We start from the raw sequence: 18,549 nt of genomic DNA on the forward strand, positions 1-18,549 counted from the left end.
GCGTTTTGAGGAAATCCCGCCTGGCTCAAACGAGAACGTTCCAAGGACTTCTGGCACCAGAATGAGGATTACCCCATGCCTCTTCAATCACAGCTCTTTCGCGGCGATCAGAAACTTGAAGCCGCAGCCATTTCCGACCCCGCCCATATCATGCCCGGCGCTGTGGGAGATCATGTCAGGAAAATTCAGCAAGCCCTGATCGAGCTGGATGGCGCGACCATCACGCCGGACGGACAATATGGGCCGAAGACCGCTGCGGCGGTGCTCGCCTACAAGCGGAAACGGAACATTATCAATCCGAGCTATCAGACACAGGCCGACAACATCGTTGGCAAAATGACGATGGCGAGTCTCGATGTGGAGATATTGAAACGAGAATCTGTCCCGCCCGCCCCGGTTCAGATCAAGCCCATATCTCAGTTTTCGATTAGGTCTGCCCAGTCGAAGGTGGCATTCGTTCAAAATTCCAGTGCTTCTGCCGGTCGCATCGAGAGCCTTTCTGGTTCAGCTGCCAGGTTGGAAATTCCGCCCTACGGCGTCGGGAGCTTCGAGGTCCTGAACGCCGTTGGCGGCAGAGTGATGATCGACAGCGATATCGCCACCCTTCGGGATTCTGATGGAACCATGGCCGGGCCGGTGGGGGGGATGGAAGTGCGCCGAACCCCACAGCTTTTTCAAATTGTCAGTACCGTCGAAGCCGGCACGGCGACGGTCATGGCCATGGCCTCGGGCGCAAATCTGATCGCTAGCTTTCCGAGCATGGGTGGTCAGGCCTTTCTTCAGGTGAAGGTCGGCGTGCCCCCGTCCGGCGGCGCCAAGGAACTGAATCTGGTCGGGCAATTCGAGTGGGACACCGCGATGAGCGATGACGATCTCCTGCAGGAGTTGGCGGCCAATCGCTGGGAGCCCGGCACGCTTGATTTCTCAGCCATCCCAGGCGGGACAGTCGCAGTCACGCCCACATTCGGCAACATGCTGGGTGCCATTTTCATCCAGCCACCCGGCAGTATCAGCCGCCTTAACCTTTTCACGCACGCCAATAAGGATCTTATTGGTTTTAGCGGCCAGATCCAACGACGTACCGTCGGGCGGGCAGACGTCATGATCAATACCAACAGCTCTGGGGACAATCTGACGGCCATGGACCCGACGAGCATGAACAATCTCAATCAGCCCGGCGTATTCTTCGAGATTGGTTCCGGAAACCAAAAGAAAAAAGTAACAGTGGCAGAAATTCGTACTCGTTTCGCCGAGAACGCAATAATCGTTCTTTATGCCTGCCATACCGGTCAGCTTAAGAGCTTCGTCAAGTCCATCGCGACATTCTTCAACACGAAGGTGATCGGCTTCACGATTAACGTCGCCTACTTTCCTCCTGCCCAAACCGTGCCTCACAAATTCGTTCGCAAGGACATGAAACTTGGCCTTGCAGGCGGGAGCGCCGTTCCCGACTTTCGCACGCTGATCAATCAGCCGCAGGCAGTCACCGAAACGCCGTAAAGCGTTAAGGTTGCAATGTATCGTGGCGTCATGCTCAGGGGTAGTCTCGGATTTGGATCTGCATCGTCTCCTGTCTTTGTAGGATGTTCGGCTGGTGCTGGACACGTAATATAAGACATCGATAAATCTATTCGATCGTCTGTCGGTGAGTTGGAAGTATTTCTTCGGTCATCGAAGGCGGAGGAGACAATGTGACACCAAAAGAATATCTGGACCGATACACCTATCTGAAGTTCTACAGCCCGCTCAACAATGAGCTGATCTCGGCCGGCATCAGCATGTATGGCTCGGGCTGGGACTTCCGAAACGGCAAAGCCGGCACCGGCCAGGTGATGCAGCGCGAGCACGCGGCCTTCGCGGCGGCGCTCCGAATGGCTCACCATGGCAATGTCAACAAGCCGTGCGGGACCAAGTTCTTCTTCGACCAGCAGCCGCTCGGCCTGATCCAGCCGACCGAGGACTTCTACGCCACCACCTTCATCCAGGCCTTTGTCGGCAAGGGCAGCCCCGACGAGATCATCGATACGCTCCGCCTCGCTTATGCGATCGGCCGTATCGGCACTGGCAAGGATGTTGCGGGACAGCCCTGCGCCCGGGCGACGGCCCAGGCCTATGCGACGGATTTCATCACGCTCGACTGCAACGGGCTGGTCGGCAACTATTATGGCGGCAGCCCCTCTGCCTCCATCGATGCCTATGCCTCGACCGCCCGGCGCCGGACCAGGATCGGGGATATCCAGCAGGGCGATGTGGTCGTCACCCATTGTGCGGCCTCACCCTATGAGCATATCGCCCTGATCGACTCCTGCACCGTCAGCGGTTCGACAGCGAACATCCAACTGGTCGAATGGGGCTGGTATGGCGGCGAGGAAGTCCACTATTCGAAGGAAGCGAAGGCCTATTCCATCATCCAGGGGCCGGAAAAGGCCTATGGCATCGGTTGGGCAGCCAGAAGCAACGTCAAGCCGGTTGATTCCTTCAGATACATATTCAAGCGCCCAAATGATGAAGAGCCGCATGGATGGTCATGATCTTCCATATCGAAGACCTGGATAGTGCTTGGAATTATTCGGAAACATCGTCAAGAAGACAGCGAAAAGGAAAGCCATCATGGCTTTGACATCAGTTCGTTTCAAGAATGAACCCTCTCTGCAGCGCATCGAGGCCGGCAACGACGTTCTGTTGCGCGGCATGTCCGGCCGTCATGTCCATCTCCTGCAGATGGCCTTGATCGATCTCGGCTTCGCCATGCCGGTCTCGACCCAGAGCCAGGATTACAGCCCCGACGGGGTCTACGGCATCGAGACGGAATCGGTGGTGAAGGCGTTCCAGCGGCGCAACCCGCCTCTCGTCGACGATGGCAAGCTGGGGCAGGCGACCATCCGCGAGATCGACAAGCAGATTGGCGGATTCAAGCACCGTGTGAAAGTGCATTTCCGTTCGCTGGCCCTGAGCGACGTGCCGTTCGAGCGCATCCTGTCGAGTGCCCAGGCCGTCTACGCCCAATATGGCATCGAGATCTTCTTCGCCTCCGGCGAGTCGCTCGGCCTGACGCAGGAGGAAGAGAACCGCTTCAACGTGGTGGGTCAGAACTGCACCTGGCAGATGGATTCGGGCGAGTTCGCAGAGCTTCACGCTCTTGGAACCCCGGTTCCCGTCAGCGACGTGAAGCTGTTCTTCGTCAACAGGTTCCAGGAGAATAACGTGCTGGGCTGCGGCGGCCATGCCATCGGCAAGCCAGCCTGCGCCGTCACGCATGATTGCTCGCGTTGGGATCCGGCGCACGAGATCGGCCACGTCATGCTGACGAGTTCTTTCTCACCCGTGCATTCGGGCAGCACGCGCAACCTGATGTTCGCAACATCGAGCAACGGGCCGACGCCATTGGCACTGACCGAAAAGCAGCTAAAGCAAATCCGCAGCTCACCGGTTTGCCGCGCGGTTTGATGCATGTGAGTGGAACGAGGGTGACGGTGTGCACGGCGCCTTCAACGGCCCGCCGCTCTGGAAGCGGCACCATGACAATATCCCTCAAGGCTCCCAGGCGACGGGCGGATGGGAGGATCTGGAGCCTCTCGATCAGGAGCCGAGCCGATGAGCGAGATATTCCTCCAAGGGGGCGATGCTATCCATGACATGGGCGAAGGCGCCATGCGACCAGTCATGAGACGGTGCAGGCCGCACAAAAGGCGCTGCCGATACGGTGGCGGGGTCGGTCCCGTGCCGACATGCCTGCAGTTGACCAACCGTGGCAAACCGGAAGCCTCGCATTTTGAGGGTGTGGATGATGTCTGGCACGGCCTCGATGGTGCTGGCATGGATATCATGCATCAAGATGACAGCACCTGCCGGTGCACCGGCGCCGATCAGCTTGGTCAGGGGCGCTTCGTCGTCCAGCCAATCGAAGGAGTCGAAGTTCCAGAAGACTATTTGGCGCCATAGGCCAGCGCCACGCAATGCGGTCTCGATACGAGCATCGATCTTACCCCAAGGTGGGCGCAGAACATCGGGCCTATGGCCCGTTTCCGCCATGATGGCTTCGTCCGTCATTTCCACTTCGGCGATGGCTTCGCCATCTGTCAGTTCGGTGAGCGCCCGGTGGTCGAACGTGTGGTTGCCAATCTCATGGCCTTCAAGAAACATGCGTCGTACCAGGCCGGGCGAGTAAGCCAGTCGTTTGCCGACCACGAAGAATGTCGCGTGCACCTTCTCACGTGCCAGAATATCGAGAAGGTGAGGTGTCAACGTCGCGTCCGGCCCGTCATCGAAGGTTAGCGCCACGCAAGGTATCAGGGCCTGTGTTTCATGCCTCTGATGACCGGCAAAGGCGGGGCGGCTCGGCAATATCCATGACAAGGCCGCGAGGAAAGTCAGCATGCCTATGCATATCCGGTGCGGGCTTTTGCCATGCCTTTGCTTCGAACTGCCCTTCCAGATACGTGACACTGCCTTGAACCTCACCAATACCAAGTCTCGACCATTCCGACACATACAAGACTTGAACAACTTCACGATTTTCGACACCCAATCAAAGATCTGGCGAAAATCGTGGGACGGAACCAAGAGGCATTTTCATTGCCTCTTGGCATAAGACCTCGCGGATCGATCAAAAGGCCTTTCGAGGGAAAAAGCCACAGCCATGATTCCGTTTGTCATGGCACGGCCACAAAACATGCGCGGTCTGCAGGGTGCAGGAACCGGCCCCAGGCGTGGCAATCACGGATACGGCCATCGCGCCGTCGGCCCGATAAGAATGGCCCGGCACTATCCCCGCTTTCCGAAGGCCGATCTTGCCGACTATCGGCGAGGCTGCCGGGCATGTGGGACCTGAAGAGGAAGCCGTCAATCCTCAAAGCCAATTCGCATTTTTGCACCGCGAGACCACATCTAGGGTCCCAAAATCCGTTGCAGCTCTACCGACATTTCAGTGGAGGTCTGGCGCAGGGCGGCGACGAATTTTTCAGCCTGGACGGCGCGCTTGCTGCGTATCGGACGCCAGACTGACAGGCTGTAGGGTACCGAAACCGTCAGGCGGCGGAACATCACGTCACGACCCGTGTAGCTGGCAGCCGTCAAGGGATTGATGACAGAAACTCCGACTCCCGCCGCTACCATTGCGCAAACACTGGCGGCCGTGGTCGTCTCCGCGGCATAGTTGCGGGCTACGCCACCAGCGAGGAAGACATGGTCAAGCTTGTGGCGATAGGGATCGTTCTGACCGAAATAGATAAAGGGCTGCCCGGAGAAATCCGTCGGCGAAAGCGCCTCATGCATTGCCAGTGCATGATTGTTCGGCAGAACGCAGACCATATCCCCTACCGGGATGGTCTCGGTCGTCGCCCCTTCGGGGCCAAATAGATTTTCGGCCAGGCCAAGATCGAAAACCTGTGTTGTCATCTCGTGGCGCAGCGAATGTTCCTCATGCGAATGGATCGAGAAATGGACAGGGGGACGGGTTTTCACAAGGAGCCGGATTGCGCGGGGAATGATGGATTCCGCATAGGCTGGAATGCTGGCGATGCGGAAATTCGCCGCGTTGCGGGTTCGGATCGCGGAAGCGGCACGGTTGATTTCGTCAAGCCCGATAAAGGAACGCAAGACGACTTCATGCAGCAGGATTGCCTGTTCGGTCGGTGTCAGCCTTTTGCCGAAACGCTGAAACAGGTCGAAGCCGATACGTTGCTCCATTTCACGGATTTCACGGCTGAGGGTCGGTTGTGAGCTACCCAGCCGCGCCGCGGCAGCGGTAACGCTCTTATTGACCATGACCGCATTGAAGATATCGATCTGGCGCAGGCTCAAATTCATGTTCCACCCCATTGTCCCCGACCGATATCTATATATCGAGAATGAATAAGGGGTGCGAATGAAGCATTTCACAATCCGGTGGCGATTTGTAATGGCTTCGCGACACGAACAGAGTGCTGCGCGCCATCATGACCGATATTATTGAGATCGCTCCTCCTGCCACCACCGACAGGCCACCGCGTTGGCTCGCCCGGCGAGACGGCGCGCTGTATGGCGAAAGTGTCGCGCTGAGCGATATCGCCAGGACGGTAGGCACGCCATTTTACTGCTATTCCGCCTCGACGCTGCGACAGGCCTATGCCGAGTTGTCCGAGGCGATTGCGCCCTTGGGAGCGCGTGTCTGTTTCGCAGTCAAGGCCAACGGAAACCTGAGCGTCCTGAAGGAATTCGCCCAGCTCGGGTGCGGAATGGATATCGTTTCCGGGGGTGAGCTGACGCGGGCATTGGCTGCCGGGGTTCCTGCCTCCCGCATCATCTTCTCGGGGGTGGGCAAGACCCGTGCGGAAATCCGCCAGGCGCTGGCCGCTGGTTTGCATCAGATCAATGTCGAAAGCCCTGCCGAGCTTGAAGCCGTAGCCTCGGTCGCGCGTGAAATGGGCCTGCGTGCGCCCGTGGCGTTGCGCGTCAATCCCGACGTCGATGCCATGACCCACGCCAAGATCACGACAGCCAGAAAAGATAGCAAGTTCGGCATTGCCATCGATGACATCCCGGCCCTTTATGCCGCAGCCTCTTCCCGCGCCGAGCTGCATATGGTGGGGCTGGCCGTGCATATCGGCTCGCAGATCCTTGATCTCTCTCCCTTCCGCGACGCCTGGACTGTCATGGCTGAACTCGTGCGTGATCTGCGTTCCAGAGGCCTGTCGGTCGAGCGTTTGGATCTGGGCGGAGGGCTGGGCATCGGGGACGACGTATGCGATGGCCCCGATCTTGCTGAATATGCCGCGATCATCAAGCAGACGGTGGCTGGCCTGGGTTGCGCGCTCAATGTCGAGCCGGGCCGTTGGCTCGTTGGCAGGGCTGGGGCGCTGGTTACCGAGGTTCTCTACGTCAAGGATGGAGCGGGCGTTTCCATCGTCGTTCTGGATGCCGCGATGAATGATCTCATGCGGCCGGCATTGTACGATGCTCGCCATCCTGCACTGACGGTACACGATCCGCGGGCCGATGCGGATGCACGGCCGAGCCTTCTTGTCGGTCCAATTTGCGAAAGCTCCGATGTCTTCGGCAAATACCGGACGCTGGGGCAGATCCAGAGCGGTGACCTTGTGGTATTCGACAATGCCGGAGCCTATGGCGCTTCGATGTCTTCGACCTATAATTCACGCGATATGGTACCCGAGGTTCTGATCGACGGCGAAGTGTTCAGGCTCATCCGGCGCAGGGTCGACATTTCGGATGTCTTGGCCCATGAGCAGGCCGGGCCATGGCAGAATACCACCCAGGCAGGATAAGGTCGCCGATCGTGTCGGCGTGGTGTTTCCTGGTCGAGGGTGGTGGGGTCGTCAGCTGCCATTTCCCGCTTGTATCTTGAAGGAGGCGCGTTTGGACTTGATCGTGAAGCGCAGTGGCGAAAGCTGGCAGGCTGTCTATGCAGACCAGGTCTGGCGCGCGGCTGTCGGTCGCAGCGGCATCCGCCGAGAGAAGACCGAGGGCGACGGCGTCAGCCCGGTCGGCTGCTGGCCGATCCGCCGGGTGCTTTATCGCGCCGATAAATTCCCGGCCGCCCCGGTATCCGTTTTCGAAACGACGGCCATCGATCCGCAGGACGGCTGGTGCGACGCGCCCGATCATCCCGACTATAACCGCCCGGTCCGGCTCCCGTTCGACGCCAGCCACGAAGAGATGTGGCGCCACGACGATCTTTACGACATCGTCGTGGTTCTCGGTCAGAACGATGCGCCGATCGTTCCCGGCGAAGGCAGTGCGATCTTCCTTCATATTGCCAGCGAGGGATACGGCCCGACCGCGGGCTGCGCCTCGATGAGGCGAGAAGATCTGCTGGCATTCCTCGCAATGGCGAGACCTGGAACGCGGCTCTGTTTCCAGGCAGACAACTGACAAAGGAGCTGGCAAATCAGCGCCACATTGTCCGAGCCAAAGGCGCAAAGATCAATCAGACCTCGGTTCAGTCTGCGGTGCCCGAGTGTTCAGACAGGACAACCGAGATCTCGAAAACCAGGGCAAACATGCCGTGGACCAAGGCCATTTACGAGGCGATAACCAGCGTCACCTCGTTCGTGTCATCGAATGTCATCGCGATCACCGAGGACGCCGCCGCGCCATGATCTTCTAGCGCGGCTTGCAGGCGGGGTGTATCGGCGATGACCTTCCTCATGCGCTGCAGCTCGTTCGGGCCTGTTTGGGCAATCTGCTGATTGACCATGACCCGCTGAGGAATCGACAGCTCGTCAAGAGTGGAGACCGTCACCGTTCTGATCTCGCCGGGAGCCCGCTCGATAACGCCGTCATCGGGCGAATCCGGCGGATTGGTCGCGGGTTGGGCCAGGCTGGTGGCAATGCCGGCAGCCAGGACGATCGGTGCGAGCGTTGCGGGCAGAAGCTTGTACATGATGTCTCCTTTCCGGAAGATGGTCAGGGATCATCTTCGTCAAGTCTCGCACAAGAAGCGTTCGATCGTTTGCCCGTCAGGTGGCAATTTTGTGGATCGGAATATGTTGCGAGCGGCCCGGCATGGAGGATTCCCCACCGCACTCGAGGCGGCTTGGTTCCAGGCCACGTTCGCAACTGAACGCTGGTCGGCTCTCTAATCCCACGCGCTCTAGCCAGCCTTCTTGGCGTCCCTCAGAGCCCTTTGCAGCTTGAAGGCAAGTTCCAGCAGACGCTGCGGAATGGGTTCCCGCTCGACGCGGGCCAGAATGCGTGCCACTTCCTTGTCTGTGGATCTGGCCTTGTCACTCTTCTGATCGTTGTCCACTGAACTGCTCATCTCGCCGTTGGTCGGGGGCAACTTGCTCGAGCCGAAGAACGTCAAGGAGCGGTTTCCTCGGTCGCCTGCCAACAGACTAAGAGGTTTGTGCGGGGAAGTCACTTGCAAAGGTCCTGTCGTATTTGTCGTCCTCGCAAGTCGCGGGGACGGACTCGATATGGCCTTGCTAACCATCCTTACCGAACAATGTTCCGGACGCAGGACGCAATCCTCGCATTACCTTCGGCATAGGGATGTGCACTGATGCAACGGTGCCGGGTGTCTCATCACGGCTGCGGCCTCTCAGGCTCAAACGCGACGCGTGCCGCTCAATCGGAGGGCCCCTTAACTTTGACGCCCTGGCCGCCAATAGTAATTTCAACGGTATTCTTGTTTTGCTCATGGTAGATGTAGGCGCCAATACCGGCAGCCGCCACGATTACGACAATCAGCAAAATGAGGGTGTTGCGGCTCATGAAATCTCCCGACGCGATCGACTACGGGACATCAACGCGTCGTTGCCCTTCACGGTTCCGCTGTGTCCAAGACCGGCGGATTGGCCTGAAATTTCGGCGGAAGAAACTCGAAGATTGTGCCGTTCAATCGAGCAGTTGGTGACCGATGGCAATGAAAGCCCGATCCATGATCTCGCAAAGCCAGGGAAGCGTATCCTGATCTCCGGGCTTGCCATCCGCCAGATCGATGGCGGCAAGCAGCGTTTGTTCGACCAGCCGGTCGGCGGCAGCCTTGCCGGGAAGATATTGGCGTGCCCTGAGCCTGAGTTCGGGAAGGAAACCGGCCACGTCATTGGTCGGATCCCCGGCGAGGCCCTTGATTTCATCCTGCGTCCTGCGGCGCGCCGCAAACAGGGTTTCAAGCAAAGCGTGACGGTCGCCCGACTTGCGAACATTGTCGACATGTTTGAGATGCAAGGGGATGACGTCTTCGTCATAGCTGCTGAAGAAGACGAACGGGATCCCCAGTGCGAGCAGGCGGTCCGCGATCGGGAAGACCATCTTGCCATTGATGTTGACGTCCAGGATGGCCGCATTCGCCGAACTTACATGGCATTGCGCCGCCTCGATCGTTGATGCCGGCCCGAGGATCACAGCCCCTTTCTGCTCGAAATAGTCGGCCAGATCGCCCGCGAGAAAGATCTCGTCTTCGACGATGAGGAGACGTAGGCCGTGGAGTTGCTGCATGGGTCGTCACTTGTTTTGAGTCAATCCGGCCGAATGCGGCTGCCGCACCTTCTGCCCTGGTGGAGTTCGCGTGAAAACGCCGTGGCCTTTTCTTTCGAGGCCGGCGCTTAACGATTTCCACCAGTGCTTGCCTGTAACCACCCAAACTTGTGCATGTTCCATGGAGCGTTTGGAACAGTCTAAGGATCCGCCAGGAATGGCGCCGCGCCAGACCTTTACTGCCCAGACCTTTACTGCCTGGTCAGGCGGGCCATTGTTTCCAGCAATAGCTGATGCTGAACCGGTTTGCCCAGAACCGGCGCGTCGGGAACTTTCTGCCGGAAGGCTTCTGGAAGCATCTTGCCCGTGCAGAATGCGATGGGAATGCCACGGGCCGCGAGCAAGTCGACGATGGGTTCGCTCGTATCCCTTCCGAGGCTTATATCCAGAACGGCGGCCGTGATGGATTGCTGATCGGTGATCTCCAGCGCGGAGGCCAAAGTCAGGCAGGGACCCGCGATCCGGGCGCCGGCGGATGCCAGCGTATCCTCGATATCGAGCGCGATGATGATTTCATCGTCGGCAACCAGGATCGTATTGCCTGCTAGGATGCCGCCGGAGGACAGCTGGTCCTTTATCATAGAGTACTCCTTCCGCAGGGCCAGCATGGATTCGGCCAGATTCCGGCGCACCGATAAATGAGGCACCTCGGAAAATGACGCTGGCAGGGAACGTCGATGCCGCCTGGGCCAAACGTATCTGATCAGGCTTAGAGAATTACCGCCCGGTTCGCCATCCATACCGGGCAGAATAATGATCCGATCTGTAGACGGAATCCCATCCCCCGCTTTCGCCCCGATCGATGCTGACGCGTAAAGCCTTGATGCGGGACATGTCGGTCGTTCTCCCAATCTCTCCCGAACCGACGATGGCGATTGCCGCTTTCAGCATCACTCGGCTTTGCCGCTCGGGCTGTCGAATTGGCTGCGCTGACGGGCCGGTTCGGATTCGGTTGCCAGGGCCTCGCCATCTTCGGGACCTTCCGGAAATTCCACGGATATGTTGACGTTTCGGCGGTCTTTGAGATCCAGCGAGGCAGCAGTGACTGCGGTTTCGAAAGCCGCTTCCGGAAGTTCGTATCCGCCGCCGCGCTGGCCATCGTGCTCGATGACCCAGCCTTCGGCGGTGCCAATGATGCGATAGGATGCGTGCGACATCGTCGGTCTCCTTTGTCGGATCGGTTGCAAAACGGGTGAGCCGCGGGCGTCGGCCGCTCAGCCTCGACGACTTCAGGCAAACCCGAGGGTCCGCTTCAATGCCTGCTTGCCTACCGAACGACACGCGCGGAAGAGGGTTCCCCCGGCTGCGAGCCATTTTTGCCGGCCTCGGGGCAGACTTTGGGGGGAACCTTCCCGTGCGCGATTGGTTGTCGCCAGCAACAACGGTTGCCGAGGGGATCGACGGGTTCGGGAATGAACGATCAAGCGGGCTGGCAATTTCTCAATCACGGCGGCGACATGCTGCCTTCCGTCCGCGTCGATGGCTACAATATCGGCCTGCGCGACAAGGAGGGCTTTGTCGGCGACAAGGCCAATACGGGAGCCTTTCTCGGAAAGCTTGAGGAGTTGCGCCTGCTCTACCGCAAGACGGGCAATGATCCCCTGGGTGAGGAAGCCACCGAGGAAATCAAGCGCAGGCAAATCGACGACATGCTGATCGGCGACGATTTGAACAGCGCCGCACTCGTGCACGGTGCGTTGGAGGAATTTGCCCGCTCGCTGTCGAGCGTGATCCGGCGCTTCCTGCGAACCGCCTCCTGGCGACGCACCGAACGCATCGTCATCGGCGGAGGCTTTCGGGAAAGCCGTGTGGGAAGACTGGCGATTGCAAGAACCCAGGCCCTGCTCAGCGCCGACGAGGGCTCGGTAGAGGTGGTGCCAATCACCAATCATCCGGATGAAGCGGGGTTGATCGGCAGCCTGCATCTGCTGCCGCCCTATGTGCTGGCCAATCACGACGGCATGCTGGCGGTGGACATTGGCGGGCGCAACATCCGGGCCGGCATCGTGTTGAGCCAGGTCGACAAGCAAGCCGATCTTGGCCGGGCAAAAGTTGAAAAGCTCCTGATCTGGCGCCATGCCGATGACGAGCCGGCGCGAACGGCGGCAATTGGTCGGCTTGGGGAGATGCTGCAGGATCTGCGTTCGCGGGCGGAGAAGAACAAGATCAGCCTTACCCCGGTGATCGGTGTCGGTTGTCCGGGCGCCATCAAATCCGACGGATCCATCGCACGCGGGGGCCAGAATCTGCCGGGCTCCAATTGGGAAAGCGACAATTTCAACCTGCCGGCAGCCTTGCTCAAATTCGTGCCCAAGATCGGGGGGCAGCAAAGCCACGTCGTTCTTCACAACGACGCCGTGGTCCAGGGCCTGTCGGAGGTGCCTCGCATGGGCGACGTCAAGCGCTGGGGCATATTGACGATCGGCACGGGGCTGGGCAATGCGCGCTTCACCAACAAGAAGAAGGAGGGCAAAGCCTCCATCCGCTGACGCCGCCGCGAACACAGCATCCTCATGAGGTTGGAACCGAATTGTCTCCGGGCCGTTGGAAAACCATATATCAACGGAGTGGAGCACGATGCCCGAGAAAAAGGCGATGGAGCCCCTGGGACGCCCCAACGACAAGGGGCGGAACGAAGAGGCGGAAAAGCTCAAGCACGGCGAAACACCGAAAGACCAGACCGGTGCGCCCAAAGGCAAGAACCGCAGCAATGCCGGTGAGAACACCTCCTGAAAAGGCATGAATCCGGCTAGGTTGCTGCTGGCTGCGACACTTTTTACCATGAAGCAGATCCTGCCTTTGTCAGGCGGTCGAAGACTTGGCTGGCCGGGTTTTGGAGTGTATTTATCCGAAGGGCGCCGCTATTGTGATAGTGGTATTCTACCGTGCTTCGAGGCAGGGTGGTGCATCTCATATGCCGATCGATCTCGGAGCGGGTATCGAGCAATAGTGCCGGGTCTTTGAGATAAGTAGGGCTGGGTCGGCGTTGAAAACCAAGAAGGAGGAGCTGAGTGGAAAACCGACGCTCGCTTTTGGGGCGGCGGATTCGCACGAACAAGTGCCGCTCGTGCATCGGATGCGCCAGCAAAGTTCGCTTTTCCACTTCACCGATCGGCTCTATCGCGCACGCAATCTCGATCAGATCTATAGCGCGGCCCTGGATGCCATCGATGACATGCTGGGCTGCACGCGTGCATCGATCTTGCGGTTCGATGGCGGGGGCGTCCTGCGTTTTGCGGCCTGGCGGTGGCTTTCGGAAGAATATAGGGCCGGTGTCGAGGGACATTCGCCATGGGAGCCTGGCGACGAGGAGCCGGCGCCCGTCTATATAGACGACATCGCTCAGGCCGATCTACCGCCCGACCTTGCGGCGCTGACCCGGCGTGAGGGCATTGGTGCGTTGGCCTTCATTCCGGTCATGGTCAGCCAGGGCATGGCCGGCAAATTCACCCTCTATTATGAGGCACCCCATCTTTTCGCGGATGAAGAGCGCGAACTGGCGCTGATCATTGCCCGTCAACTGGGTTTTGCGATAGAGCGTCACCACGGCGATCAGACCGCCCGCCGCTTGGCCGCGCTCGTGGAATCTTCGGACGACGCGATCATATCCAAGAATCTCGAGGGGATCATCACCAGCTGGAATGCCGGGGCCGAGCATCTGTTCGGCTATGGCGTTTCCGAGGCGATCGGCCGATCGGTGATGATGCTGATTCCTCCCGACCGGCATAATGAGGAGCCCGCCATACTGGCGCGCATCCGGGCAGGGGAGCGGATCGACCATTATGAGACCATCCGCCAGCGCAAGGACGGCAGCCTGGTCGATATCTCGCTGAGCGTGTCTCCGATCAAGGATGCCGATGGCATCATCATCGGTGCATCCAAGATCGCGCGCGATATCACCGAACGACGCCGGGCCCAGGAGCAGCAACAACTTCTCCTGCATGAGATGGATCACCGGGTCAAAAACCTGTTCGCCCTTGCAACCAGCATCGTCAATCTGAGCGTGGCCTCCGCCGAAACCCCGGCGATGCTCGCCTCGATCGTCGCCGATCGCTTGGGCGCGCTGTCGAGGGCGCATGCCCTGACCCTGGCTTCCGGAACCGTCGACAACGGCTTCAGGAAAACGGCGACCCTGCACGCGCTGATCGAGGCCATTCTGGCTCCCTATGTGGAAGGAGCGCAAGGTGAGCGCAAGCGGTTCACAGTTGAGGGGGTCGATTTCGAACTTGCGGAAAGCGCGGTTACGCCGGTTGCGCTTCTTCTGCATGAATTTGCTACGAATGCTGCCAAATATGGCAGCTTTTCTACATCGGCAGGCCGGGTGGAGATCGAATGCGGGCGCCGTGACGGCGATGCCATCATCGTGTGGCGCGAGCTCGGCGGCCCGAAGGTACAGCCGTCGGGCGCGGAAGGTTTCGGTAGCCGTCTCGTGCGACTGGCCGCCAGCCAGTTCGGCGGATTTTCGCGCCAATGGCATTCTGAAGGGCTGGTCATCGAATTGACGATGGATCTGAGCCGCGTCGGCGCGTGATCCTGGCCGACGTCCCGGGGCGACGTCCTTGGGAACCTAAAGCCTTCTGTTTGGTTTTTGTTGTGCATTCGAAACATGAGGGATGCGCAATGGGAAGACTAGTCGGGGCCCTTGCCGGCCTTCTGCTTCTTGCTGGGGTGGCCAGCGCTCAGACCACCAGCACCGCTCTACCTCCACAGGGCAGCCTCAAGCTGTCGCAGATCATCGCGAAGGTCGAAGCCCGCGAGGGCTTTGCCTATATCTCGGAGGTGGAATGGAGCCAAAGCGGCTATTATGAGGTCACTTACATGACCACCGACAAGGCCAAGGTCGAATTGCATCTCGATCCCATGTCCGGCTCTACACGTTAGGACCGATACGCTCATTTGACGCGGCAATTGTATCGATGGAGCCGCAGGGCTGGCTCCTCCCGGGCGGAGGATCATCGTCGTACCGACATGGGCTATCGCCCAATCTTCCCATCCAGGCCGATCGCATGGCGGGATCGGCCTTACCAGGAAGGAGTTTGGCGCGATGGAAGAGCGGACCATTGAAGGCGAGGGGGTGAAGATCCAGACGCAGGCTTTCGGCAATCTCGACGATCCGCCTATCCTTCTGATCATGGGCGCATTCGCCTCGATGGCCTGGTGGCCCGATGACTTCGCGGAATTGCTTGCCGCGGGTGGCCGTTATGTCATCCGCTATGACAACAGGGACACCGGCCTGTCGACGGCCTATGTGCCGGGAACAGCCAAGTACACACTCGAGGACATGGCGAAGGATGCCATGGCTGTGCTCAGTGGCTACAATCTGCAGGCAGGTCATCTGGTCGGCATGTCGATGGGTGGGGTCATTGCCCAGTTGGCCGCACTCATCAGGCCGCATCGGGTCAAGACGTTGACCATCGTCAGCTCCACGCCGCTCGGCGTCGAGTGGTTGCCGCCGCCCGACGACGACTACAGGAGGCACATGGCCACGCTCGACCATCTGGATTGGAATGATCGGGATCAGGTGGCGGATTTTCTGGCCCGCGACGCCGAGGCGGTCGCAAGCAAACGCCACCCGCATGATGCCAGCGCAGCCCGGCGTCTGATCGAAAGGGATCTGGCTCGTTCGCCATCCTTTTCGAGCCTGCAGAACCATTTGGCGCCGGCGGCCCCGTCGCCCGTCCGAGCCAAAGCCGCTGATATCCAGATTCCCACCCTGGTCGTGCATGGCATGGCGGATCCGGTGTTTCCGATCGCCCATGCCCATGCCATGGTGGCGGCCATCAAGGGAGCGCGCCTCGTCTCCATCGAGGGCGGCGGCCACGAACTGCATGCCGAGGACTGGCCGCAGATCGCACGGGAAATCCTGCTCCACACTTCCGTCATTCACGTTGGAAGATTGTGAGAACCGGGCCTTGTCCTCGATCCTTGTCTCGGTGGAGGAGTGTCTTCTGACTGTTCCTCGCCCAGCCGTCGCCGGGCATGCCACAAAGGCAGCACATACCACAGCCCCAGCAGCAGTGCGGCCGAGAGGCCGGCGAGCAGATTTGCAAGCCCATCTCTTTGGGCGATCTTCTGCACGACCACGTGGACGTCCGCACAGAGGCCGAGAGCCAGAAAGACGGTTGCAGCCAGGACGAGCCGACTCGCAACCTCATAAAACTCTTCGGTATCACGGCCGCGGTAGCCCAGCCGGTGGTAGGAGGCCGGGGCCATCAGCAGAATGGTGGACAACGCCACCAGCCCGAGCGCCAAGCCGTGCACGAGCTTAGCAGACGGGGGCAGGCGTTCGAAGCCCTCGGTCAGGATGATGGCCAGTTGAAAGCCCAGAAGGGCCTGTGCACCGGGCAGAACCACGCGCGCCTCGGTCAGGACGTGTTCGACCTTGGTGCCAATGGAGGTTTCCTGGGCGATCGGCATAGGTTGTTCCCGCTGTTGCCGGCATTGAAAGAGCGGCAGGCCGTACCAGGTGCCCAATGCGAGGACGGACCCGGCCAATGCTGCGGCCACGCCGGTGGCGAAGCCGGCGACACGGATCCCGGCTATGTAAAGAGCGAACCCCAGCGCCAGTGCGAATGGCAGCAAGGTTGCAACCATCGCCCATTTGACCGTTTCTTCAACCCCAGGAGCGGCGTGCCCCTTGTGGACGATGCGATGGTGCGCGCTGGGGAAGACCAGAAAGCCCAGAACCAGCACCATGAGGCCGAGCACGATGATCTCGATGGCCTTTTCGGCGGGCGTGAGATGTTCGAAGGCGTCCTGGAAAGGAGCCTGCAATTGAAAACCCAGCAGGATTTGTGCCCCGAGCATCAAGGTGCGGGATTCATCGAGAGCTGCCTTGACCCTGCCCATCTTCACCTCGTGGCCCGAACGGGCACGCTCAACCGGCGGCGATCGCCAGGGTCAGCAGGCAAAAGGCCAGTACGGCGGCTCCAGGCTTCCAATCAAGGCCAGGGATCGCCGCGCCAACCACGGCGGCAACGATCGATAGAGCGACCTCCAGGCAAGCCAGAAGCCATAAATGGGCCACCCCTCCGACAGCGAGTGCCACGAGGTGGGAGAGCAGGAGAAAGACCACGATCAGTGTGAGCCGCACGAAGCCTTGATAGGCGTGACGATGCTCGGCGAAGTCGAAGGATTTTCTATGCGGTTGCATCATTCGTACCTCCCTCATCGACGAATGAAATCTGGGCCTTACCCGCTCCTCAGGCTGCGGGCCGGACCTCGACTGCAACCGGGGAGGCCGGCCGCGAGTCTGTTTCCTAAGCCGGATGCGGCAGGTTTGTTCCATTGACTGCGCGTTTGGAGGCTGTCTCACGCTAGGACAGCGGGGCGTGCCTGAGGTGACTTCATCGTGCCTGTACCCTTTTTGCGAGGATGGCGTGGACCTTGCGTAGATCCTCGATGAAGGCAGAACGGGCGCGCGCAGCCATATCGGAGTCCGGGATGCGCAGCAGATAGCTGGGATGGACAGTCACGAGAATCTGGAGCCCGTCCGGCCCGGGCAGGACCTGGCCGCGCTGTTTCATCACACCGACGCCACGGCCGAGCAGGGCCTGGACAGCCGTCGCACCGAGAGCCACCACCAATTCGGGCTTGATGATCTTCAACTCCCTGTCCAGCCACCATTTGCAGGCCTGCACCTCGCCGGCATTGGGCCTTTCATGAATCCGGCGCTTGCCCCGGCGTTCGAATTTGAAATGCTTGACGGCGTTGGTGAGGTAGCACGCGTCGCGATCGAGTTCTGCATCCTGGAGGCATCTGTCGAGCAACCGGCCGGCCGGCCCGACAAAAGGGCGCCCCTGCCGGTCCTCCTGATCGCCCGGCTGCTCGCCGACCAGAACCAGGCGGGTATCTTCCCGACCTTCTCCCATCACCACCTGGGTGGCATGCTTGTAAAGATCGCAGCGCTCGCAAACAGCAACCAATCGTCTGACCTCGGCGAGCGTGATGATCTCGTCCTGATCTGGGTCCAGGGTCTCTGCGCCGGTTGGAGGTCGCATGGCGGTACCCGTTCGAGCTTGCCGTAGCGTCATCGATCCAGATCACCTGATCGGTGCGGGGGACGACCTTTGTCCGGTGCGCGCTTGACTCCGCCGCCAGGCTTGCTGTGGGCACGTCGTTCTTCCGGATCGGTCGGTGGTTTCACCTTGTCGAACCGATATTCCTCTCGCTCGGTGGTGTAGGGCTGGTCGCGGTCCCTGTCCGAAGGCTTCGGCTTGCGGGTCATGATGTCTTCCCTCACGCTGCGGGCATGCCGTATCAGGCATGCCCCGCTTCGTGGCGCTTGCGCGTGGCGGCTGCTTTCTTGGCGGATGCGGAGCGTGCCGCCGCTGGCCGCGAGGCGGAAGCCTCGCCTCCGAGCTTGCCGCCCTTATGGGAAGCCGGATGGATCGTGGCTTTGCCACGCCCCGACCCGCCCGGTTTCTTGCCGCCACCATCGTCCTTTGTCATCCGAAGTGAGAAACTGCCCCCCTGTCGAAATTGAGAACTAACCCCTCCAGGTTCGAAAATGGAGGGACATATGGTGCGTGTAATTGCAGAGATTCCTGCACAGGTGAGTGTTGTGCAGGG

The 18,549-nt window shown here is 59.9% G+C and carries 22 protein-coding genes and 1 pseudogene; 10 read left to right on the forward strand and 13 right to left on the reverse strand.

The annotated features are described in order from the left end of the window. Nucleotides 1–75 precede the first annotated feature (75 nt). The 3 genes from ACZYTC_RS32210 (at nucleotide 76) to ACZYTC_RS32220 (ending at nucleotide 3,447) form a co-directional block, all read left to right on the forward strand. Nucleotides 76–1,500 carry a peptidoglycan-binding domain-containing protein gene (locus ACZYTC_RS32210; RefSeq protein ID WP_434960597.1) on the forward strand — a complete coding sequence of 475 codons (1,425 nt, stop codon included), beginning with the start codon at nucleotides 76–78 and terminating at the stop codon, nucleotides 1,498–1,500. A 191-nt stretch (nucleotides 1,501–1,691) separates the two neighbouring features. Beyond that, the gene (locus ACZYTC_RS32215) at nucleotides 1,692–2,531 is read left to right on the forward strand and encodes a hypothetical protein (RefSeq protein WP_441770610.1); all 840 of its coding nucleotides are present in this window, start codon (nucleotides 1,692–1,694) and stop codon (nucleotides 2,529–2,531) included. Nucleotides 2,532–2,610: 79 nt separating this feature from the next. Beyond that, entirely contained in the window at nucleotides 2,611–3,447 is an 837-nt protein-coding gene (locus ACZYTC_RS32220; protein ID WP_434960599.1) for a peptidoglycan-binding domain-containing protein, read from the forward strand. Between the two features lie 132 nt (nucleotides 3,448–3,579). On the opposite strand, the gene ACZYTC_RS32225 is transcribed toward ACZYTC_RS32220, so the two are convergent. Then, nucleotides 3,580–4,563 carry a polysaccharide deacetylase family protein gene (locus ACZYTC_RS32225; RefSeq protein ID WP_441770611.1) on the reverse strand — a complete coding sequence of 328 codons (984 nt, stop codon included), beginning with the start codon at nucleotides 4,561–4,563 and terminating at the stop codon, nucleotides 3,580–3,582. A 324-nt stretch (nucleotides 4,564–4,887) separates the two neighbouring features. After that, complete coding sequence (locus ACZYTC_RS32230) at nucleotides 4,888–5,808, reverse strand: LysR family transcriptional regulator (protein ID WP_441770612.1); 921 nt, start codon at nucleotides 5,806–5,808, stop codon at nucleotides 4,888–4,890. Nucleotides 5,809–5,936: 128 nt separating this feature from the next. Between ACZYTC_RS32230 and lysA the strand changes: the two genes are divergently transcribed. Continuing rightward, on the forward strand, nucleotides 5,937–7,262 hold the full coding sequence (gene lysA / locus ACZYTC_RS32235; RefSeq protein WP_441770613.1) for a diaminopimelate decarboxylase: 1,326 nt from the start codon (nucleotides 5,937–5,939) through the stop codon (nucleotides 7,260–7,262). A 91-nt stretch (nucleotides 7,263–7,353) separates the two neighbouring features. Next, nucleotides 7,354–7,869, forward strand: a complete 516-nt coding sequence (locus tag ACZYTC_RS32240; protein ID WP_441770614.1) for a L,D-transpeptidase family protein — start codon at nucleotides 7,354–7,356, stop codon at nucleotides 7,867–7,869. Between the two features lie 148 nt (nucleotides 7,870–8,017). Here ACZYTC_RS32240 and ACZYTC_RS32245 read toward each other — a convergent pair whose 3' ends face one another. The 6 genes from ACZYTC_RS32245 to ACZYTC_RS32270 all read right to left on the reverse strand — a co-directional run bounded on the left by ACZYTC_RS32245 (nucleotide 8,018) and on the right by ACZYTC_RS32270 (nucleotide 11,135). Next, nucleotides 8,018–8,380: a hypothetical protein gene (locus tag ACZYTC_RS32245; protein ID WP_441770615.1), complete on the reverse strand. Its 363-nt coding sequence runs from the start codon at nucleotides 8,378–8,380 to the stop codon at nucleotides 8,018–8,020. Nucleotides 8,381–8,590: 210 nt separating this feature from the next. Further along, complete coding sequence (locus ACZYTC_RS32250) at nucleotides 8,591–8,803, reverse strand: hypothetical protein (protein WP_434960605.1); 213 nt, start codon at nucleotides 8,801–8,803, stop codon at nucleotides 8,591–8,593. A gap of 263 nt (nucleotides 8,804–9,066) precedes the next feature. After that, on the reverse strand, nucleotides 9,067–9,213 hold the full coding sequence (locus ACZYTC_RS32255; RefSeq protein WP_434960606.1) for a hypothetical protein: 147 nt from the start codon (nucleotides 9,211–9,213) through the stop codon (nucleotides 9,067–9,069). A 123-nt stretch (nucleotides 9,214–9,336) separates the two neighbouring features. Next, entirely contained in the window at nucleotides 9,337–9,939 is a 603-nt protein-coding gene (locus ACZYTC_RS32260) for a response regulator (protein WP_434960607.1), read from the reverse strand. A gap of 230 nt (nucleotides 9,940–10,169) precedes the next feature. Continuing rightward, nucleotides 10,170–10,586: a response regulator gene (locus tag ACZYTC_RS32265; protein WP_441770616.1), complete on the reverse strand. Its 417-nt coding sequence runs from the start codon at nucleotides 10,584–10,586 to the stop codon at nucleotides 10,170–10,172. A 282-nt stretch (nucleotides 10,587–10,868) separates the two neighbouring features. After that, on the reverse strand, nucleotides 10,869–11,135 hold the full coding sequence (locus tag ACZYTC_RS32270; protein WP_434960609.1) for a hypothetical protein: 267 nt from the start codon (nucleotides 11,133–11,135) through the stop codon (nucleotides 10,869–10,871). Nucleotides 11,136–11,390: 255 nt separating this feature from the next. On the opposite strand from ACZYTC_RS32270, the gene ACZYTC_RS32275 reads away from it, so the two are divergent. The 5 genes from ACZYTC_RS32275 to ACZYTC_RS32295 all read left to right on the forward strand — a co-directional run bounded on the left by ACZYTC_RS32275 (nucleotide 11,391) and on the right by ACZYTC_RS32295 (nucleotide 15,880). Further along, nucleotides 11,391–12,467 (forward strand): ROK family protein, encoded by a 1,077-nt coding sequence (locus ACZYTC_RS32275; RefSeq protein WP_441770617.1) that lies wholly within the window; start codon nucleotides 11,391–11,393, stop codon nucleotides 12,465–12,467. An 88-nt stretch (nucleotides 12,468–12,555) separates the two neighbouring features. Continuing rightward, nucleotides 12,556–12,711 (forward strand): hypothetical protein, encoded by a 156-nt coding sequence (locus ACZYTC_RS32280; RefSeq protein WP_434960611.1) that lies wholly within the window; start codon nucleotides 12,556–12,558, stop codon nucleotides 12,709–12,711. A 343-nt stretch (nucleotides 12,712–13,054) separates the two neighbouring features. Further along, nucleotides 13,055–14,509 carry a PAS domain S-box protein gene (locus tag ACZYTC_RS32285; protein ID WP_434960612.1) on the forward strand — a complete coding sequence of 485 codons (1,455 nt, stop codon included), beginning with the start codon at nucleotides 13,055–13,057 and terminating at the stop codon, nucleotides 14,507–14,509. An 89-nt stretch (nucleotides 14,510–14,598) separates the two neighbouring features. Beyond that, nucleotides 14,599–14,859 carry a PepSY domain-containing protein gene (locus tag ACZYTC_RS32290; RefSeq protein ID WP_434960613.1) on the forward strand — a complete coding sequence of 87 codons (261 nt, stop codon included), beginning with the start codon at nucleotides 14,599–14,601 and terminating at the stop codon, nucleotides 14,857–14,859. A 163-nt stretch (nucleotides 14,860–15,022) separates the two neighbouring features. Then, complete coding sequence (locus ACZYTC_RS32295) at nucleotides 15,023–15,880, forward strand: alpha/beta fold hydrolase (RefSeq protein ID WP_488991508.1); 858 nt, start codon at nucleotides 15,023–15,025, stop codon at nucleotides 15,878–15,880. Here the strand turns inward: ACZYTC_RS32295 and ACZYTC_RS32300 are convergent. From ACZYTC_RS32300 to ACZYTC_RS32320, 5 genes and pseudogenes are all read right to left on the reverse strand, one after another. Then, nucleotides 15,862–16,827, reverse strand: a complete 966-nt coding sequence (locus ACZYTC_RS32300) for a DUF6328 family protein (protein ID WP_441770619.1) — start codon at nucleotides 16,825–16,827, stop codon at nucleotides 15,862–15,864. The two genes, ACZYTC_RS32295 and ACZYTC_RS32300, sit on opposite strands and share 19 nt — an antisense overlap. Before the next feature lie 28 nt (nucleotides 16,828–16,855). After that, a complete protein-coding gene (locus tag ACZYTC_RS32305; protein ID WP_441770620.1) occupies nucleotides 16,856–17,134 on the reverse strand; it encodes an aa3-type cytochrome c oxidase subunit IV in 279 nt (92 codons plus the stop codon). A 190-nt stretch (nucleotides 17,135–17,324) separates the two neighbouring features. After that, on the reverse strand, nucleotides 17,325–17,978 hold the full coding sequence (locus ACZYTC_RS32310; RefSeq protein WP_441770621.1) for a UdgX family uracil-DNA binding protein: 654 nt from the start codon (nucleotides 17,976–17,978) through the stop codon (nucleotides 17,325–17,327). 29 nt (nucleotides 17,979–18,007) lie between these two features. Beyond that, nucleotides 18,008–18,205 (reverse strand): hypothetical protein, encoded by a 198-nt coding sequence (locus ACZYTC_RS32315; RefSeq protein ID WP_434960618.1) that lies wholly within the window; start codon nucleotides 18,203–18,205, stop codon nucleotides 18,008–18,010. Nucleotides 18,206–18,237: 32 nt separating this feature from the next. Further along, a pseudogene (locus tag ACZYTC_RS32320) lies at nucleotides 18,238–18,486 on the reverse strand (plasmid stabilization protein); the annotation flags it as partial. Nucleotides 18,487–18,549 lie beyond the last annotated feature (63 nt).

The sequence above is a fragment of the Labrys sp. F242 genome (genome assembly GCF_057813875.1).

Excerpts from the sequence above, each read along its gene's own strand:
- ACZYTC_RS32210 (WP_434960597.1), top strand. The coding sequence starts at position 76 with ATGCCTCTTCAATCACAGCTCTTTCGCGGCGATCAGAAACTTGAAGCC.
- ACZYTC_RS32310 (WP_441770621.1), bottom strand. The coding sequence starts at position 17,978 with ATGCGACCTCCAACCGGCGCAGAGACCCTGGACCCAGATCAGGACGAG.
- ACZYTC_RS32315 (WP_434960618.1), bottom strand. The coding sequence starts at position 18,205 with ATGACCCGCAAGCCGAAGCCTTCGGACAGGGACCGCGACCAGCCCTAC.
- ACZYTC_RS32245 (WP_441770615.1), bottom strand. The coding sequence starts at position 8,380 with ATGTACAAGCTTCTGCCCGCAACGCTCGCACCGATCGTCCTGGCTGCC.
- ACZYTC_RS32305 (WP_441770620.1), bottom strand. The coding sequence starts at position 17,134 with ATGATGCAACCGCATAGAAAATCCTTCGACTTCGCCGAGCATCGTCAC.
- ACZYTC_RS32255 (WP_434960606.1), bottom strand. The coding sequence starts at position 9,213 with ATGAGCCGCAACACCCTCATTTTGCTGATTGTCGTAATCGTGGCGGCT.
- ACZYTC_RS32295 (WP_488991508.1), top strand. The coding sequence starts at position 15,023 with ATGGAAGAGCGGACCATTGAAGGCGAGGGGGTGAAGATCCAGACGCAG.
- lysA (WP_441770613.1), top strand. The coding sequence starts at position 5,937 with ATGACCGATATTATTGAGATCGCTCCTCCTGCCACCACCGACAGGCCA.
- ACZYTC_RS32230 (WP_441770612.1), bottom strand. The coding sequence starts at position 5,808 with ATGAATTTGAGCCTGCGCCAGATCGATATCTTCAATGCGGTCATGGTC.
- ACZYTC_RS32280 (WP_434960611.1), top strand. The coding sequence starts at position 12,556 with ATGCCCGAGAAAAAGGCGATGGAGCCCCTGGGACGCCCCAACGACAAG.
- ACZYTC_RS32290 (WP_434960613.1), top strand. The coding sequence starts at position 14,599 with ATGGGAAGACTAGTCGGGGCCCTTGCCGGCCTTCTGCTTCTTGCTGGG.
- ACZYTC_RS32265 (WP_441770616.1), bottom strand. The coding sequence starts at position 10,586 with ATGCTGGCCCTGCGGAAGGAGTACTCTATGATAAAGGACCAGCTGTCC.
- ACZYTC_RS32260 (WP_434960607.1), bottom strand. The coding sequence starts at position 9,939 with ATGCAGCAACTCCACGGCCTACGTCTCCTCATCGTCGAAGACGAGATC.
- ACZYTC_RS32300 (WP_441770619.1), bottom strand. The coding sequence starts at position 16,827 with ATGGGCAGGGTCAAGGCAGCTCTCGATGAATCCCGCACCTTGATGCTC.
- ACZYTC_RS32285 (WP_434960612.1), top strand. The coding sequence starts at position 13,055 with ATGCGCCAGCAAAGTTCGCTTTTCCACTTCACCGATCGGCTCTATCGC.
- ACZYTC_RS32220 (WP_434960599.1), top strand. The coding sequence starts at position 2,611 with ATGGCTTTGACATCAGTTCGTTTCAAGAATGAACCCTCTCTGCAGCGC.
- ACZYTC_RS32275 (WP_441770617.1), top strand. The coding sequence starts at position 11,391 with ATGAACGATCAAGCGGGCTGGCAATTTCTCAATCACGGCGGCGACATG.
- ACZYTC_RS32270 (WP_434960609.1), bottom strand. The coding sequence starts at position 11,135 with ATGTCGCACGCATCCTATCGCATCATTGGCACCGCCGAAGGCTGGGTC.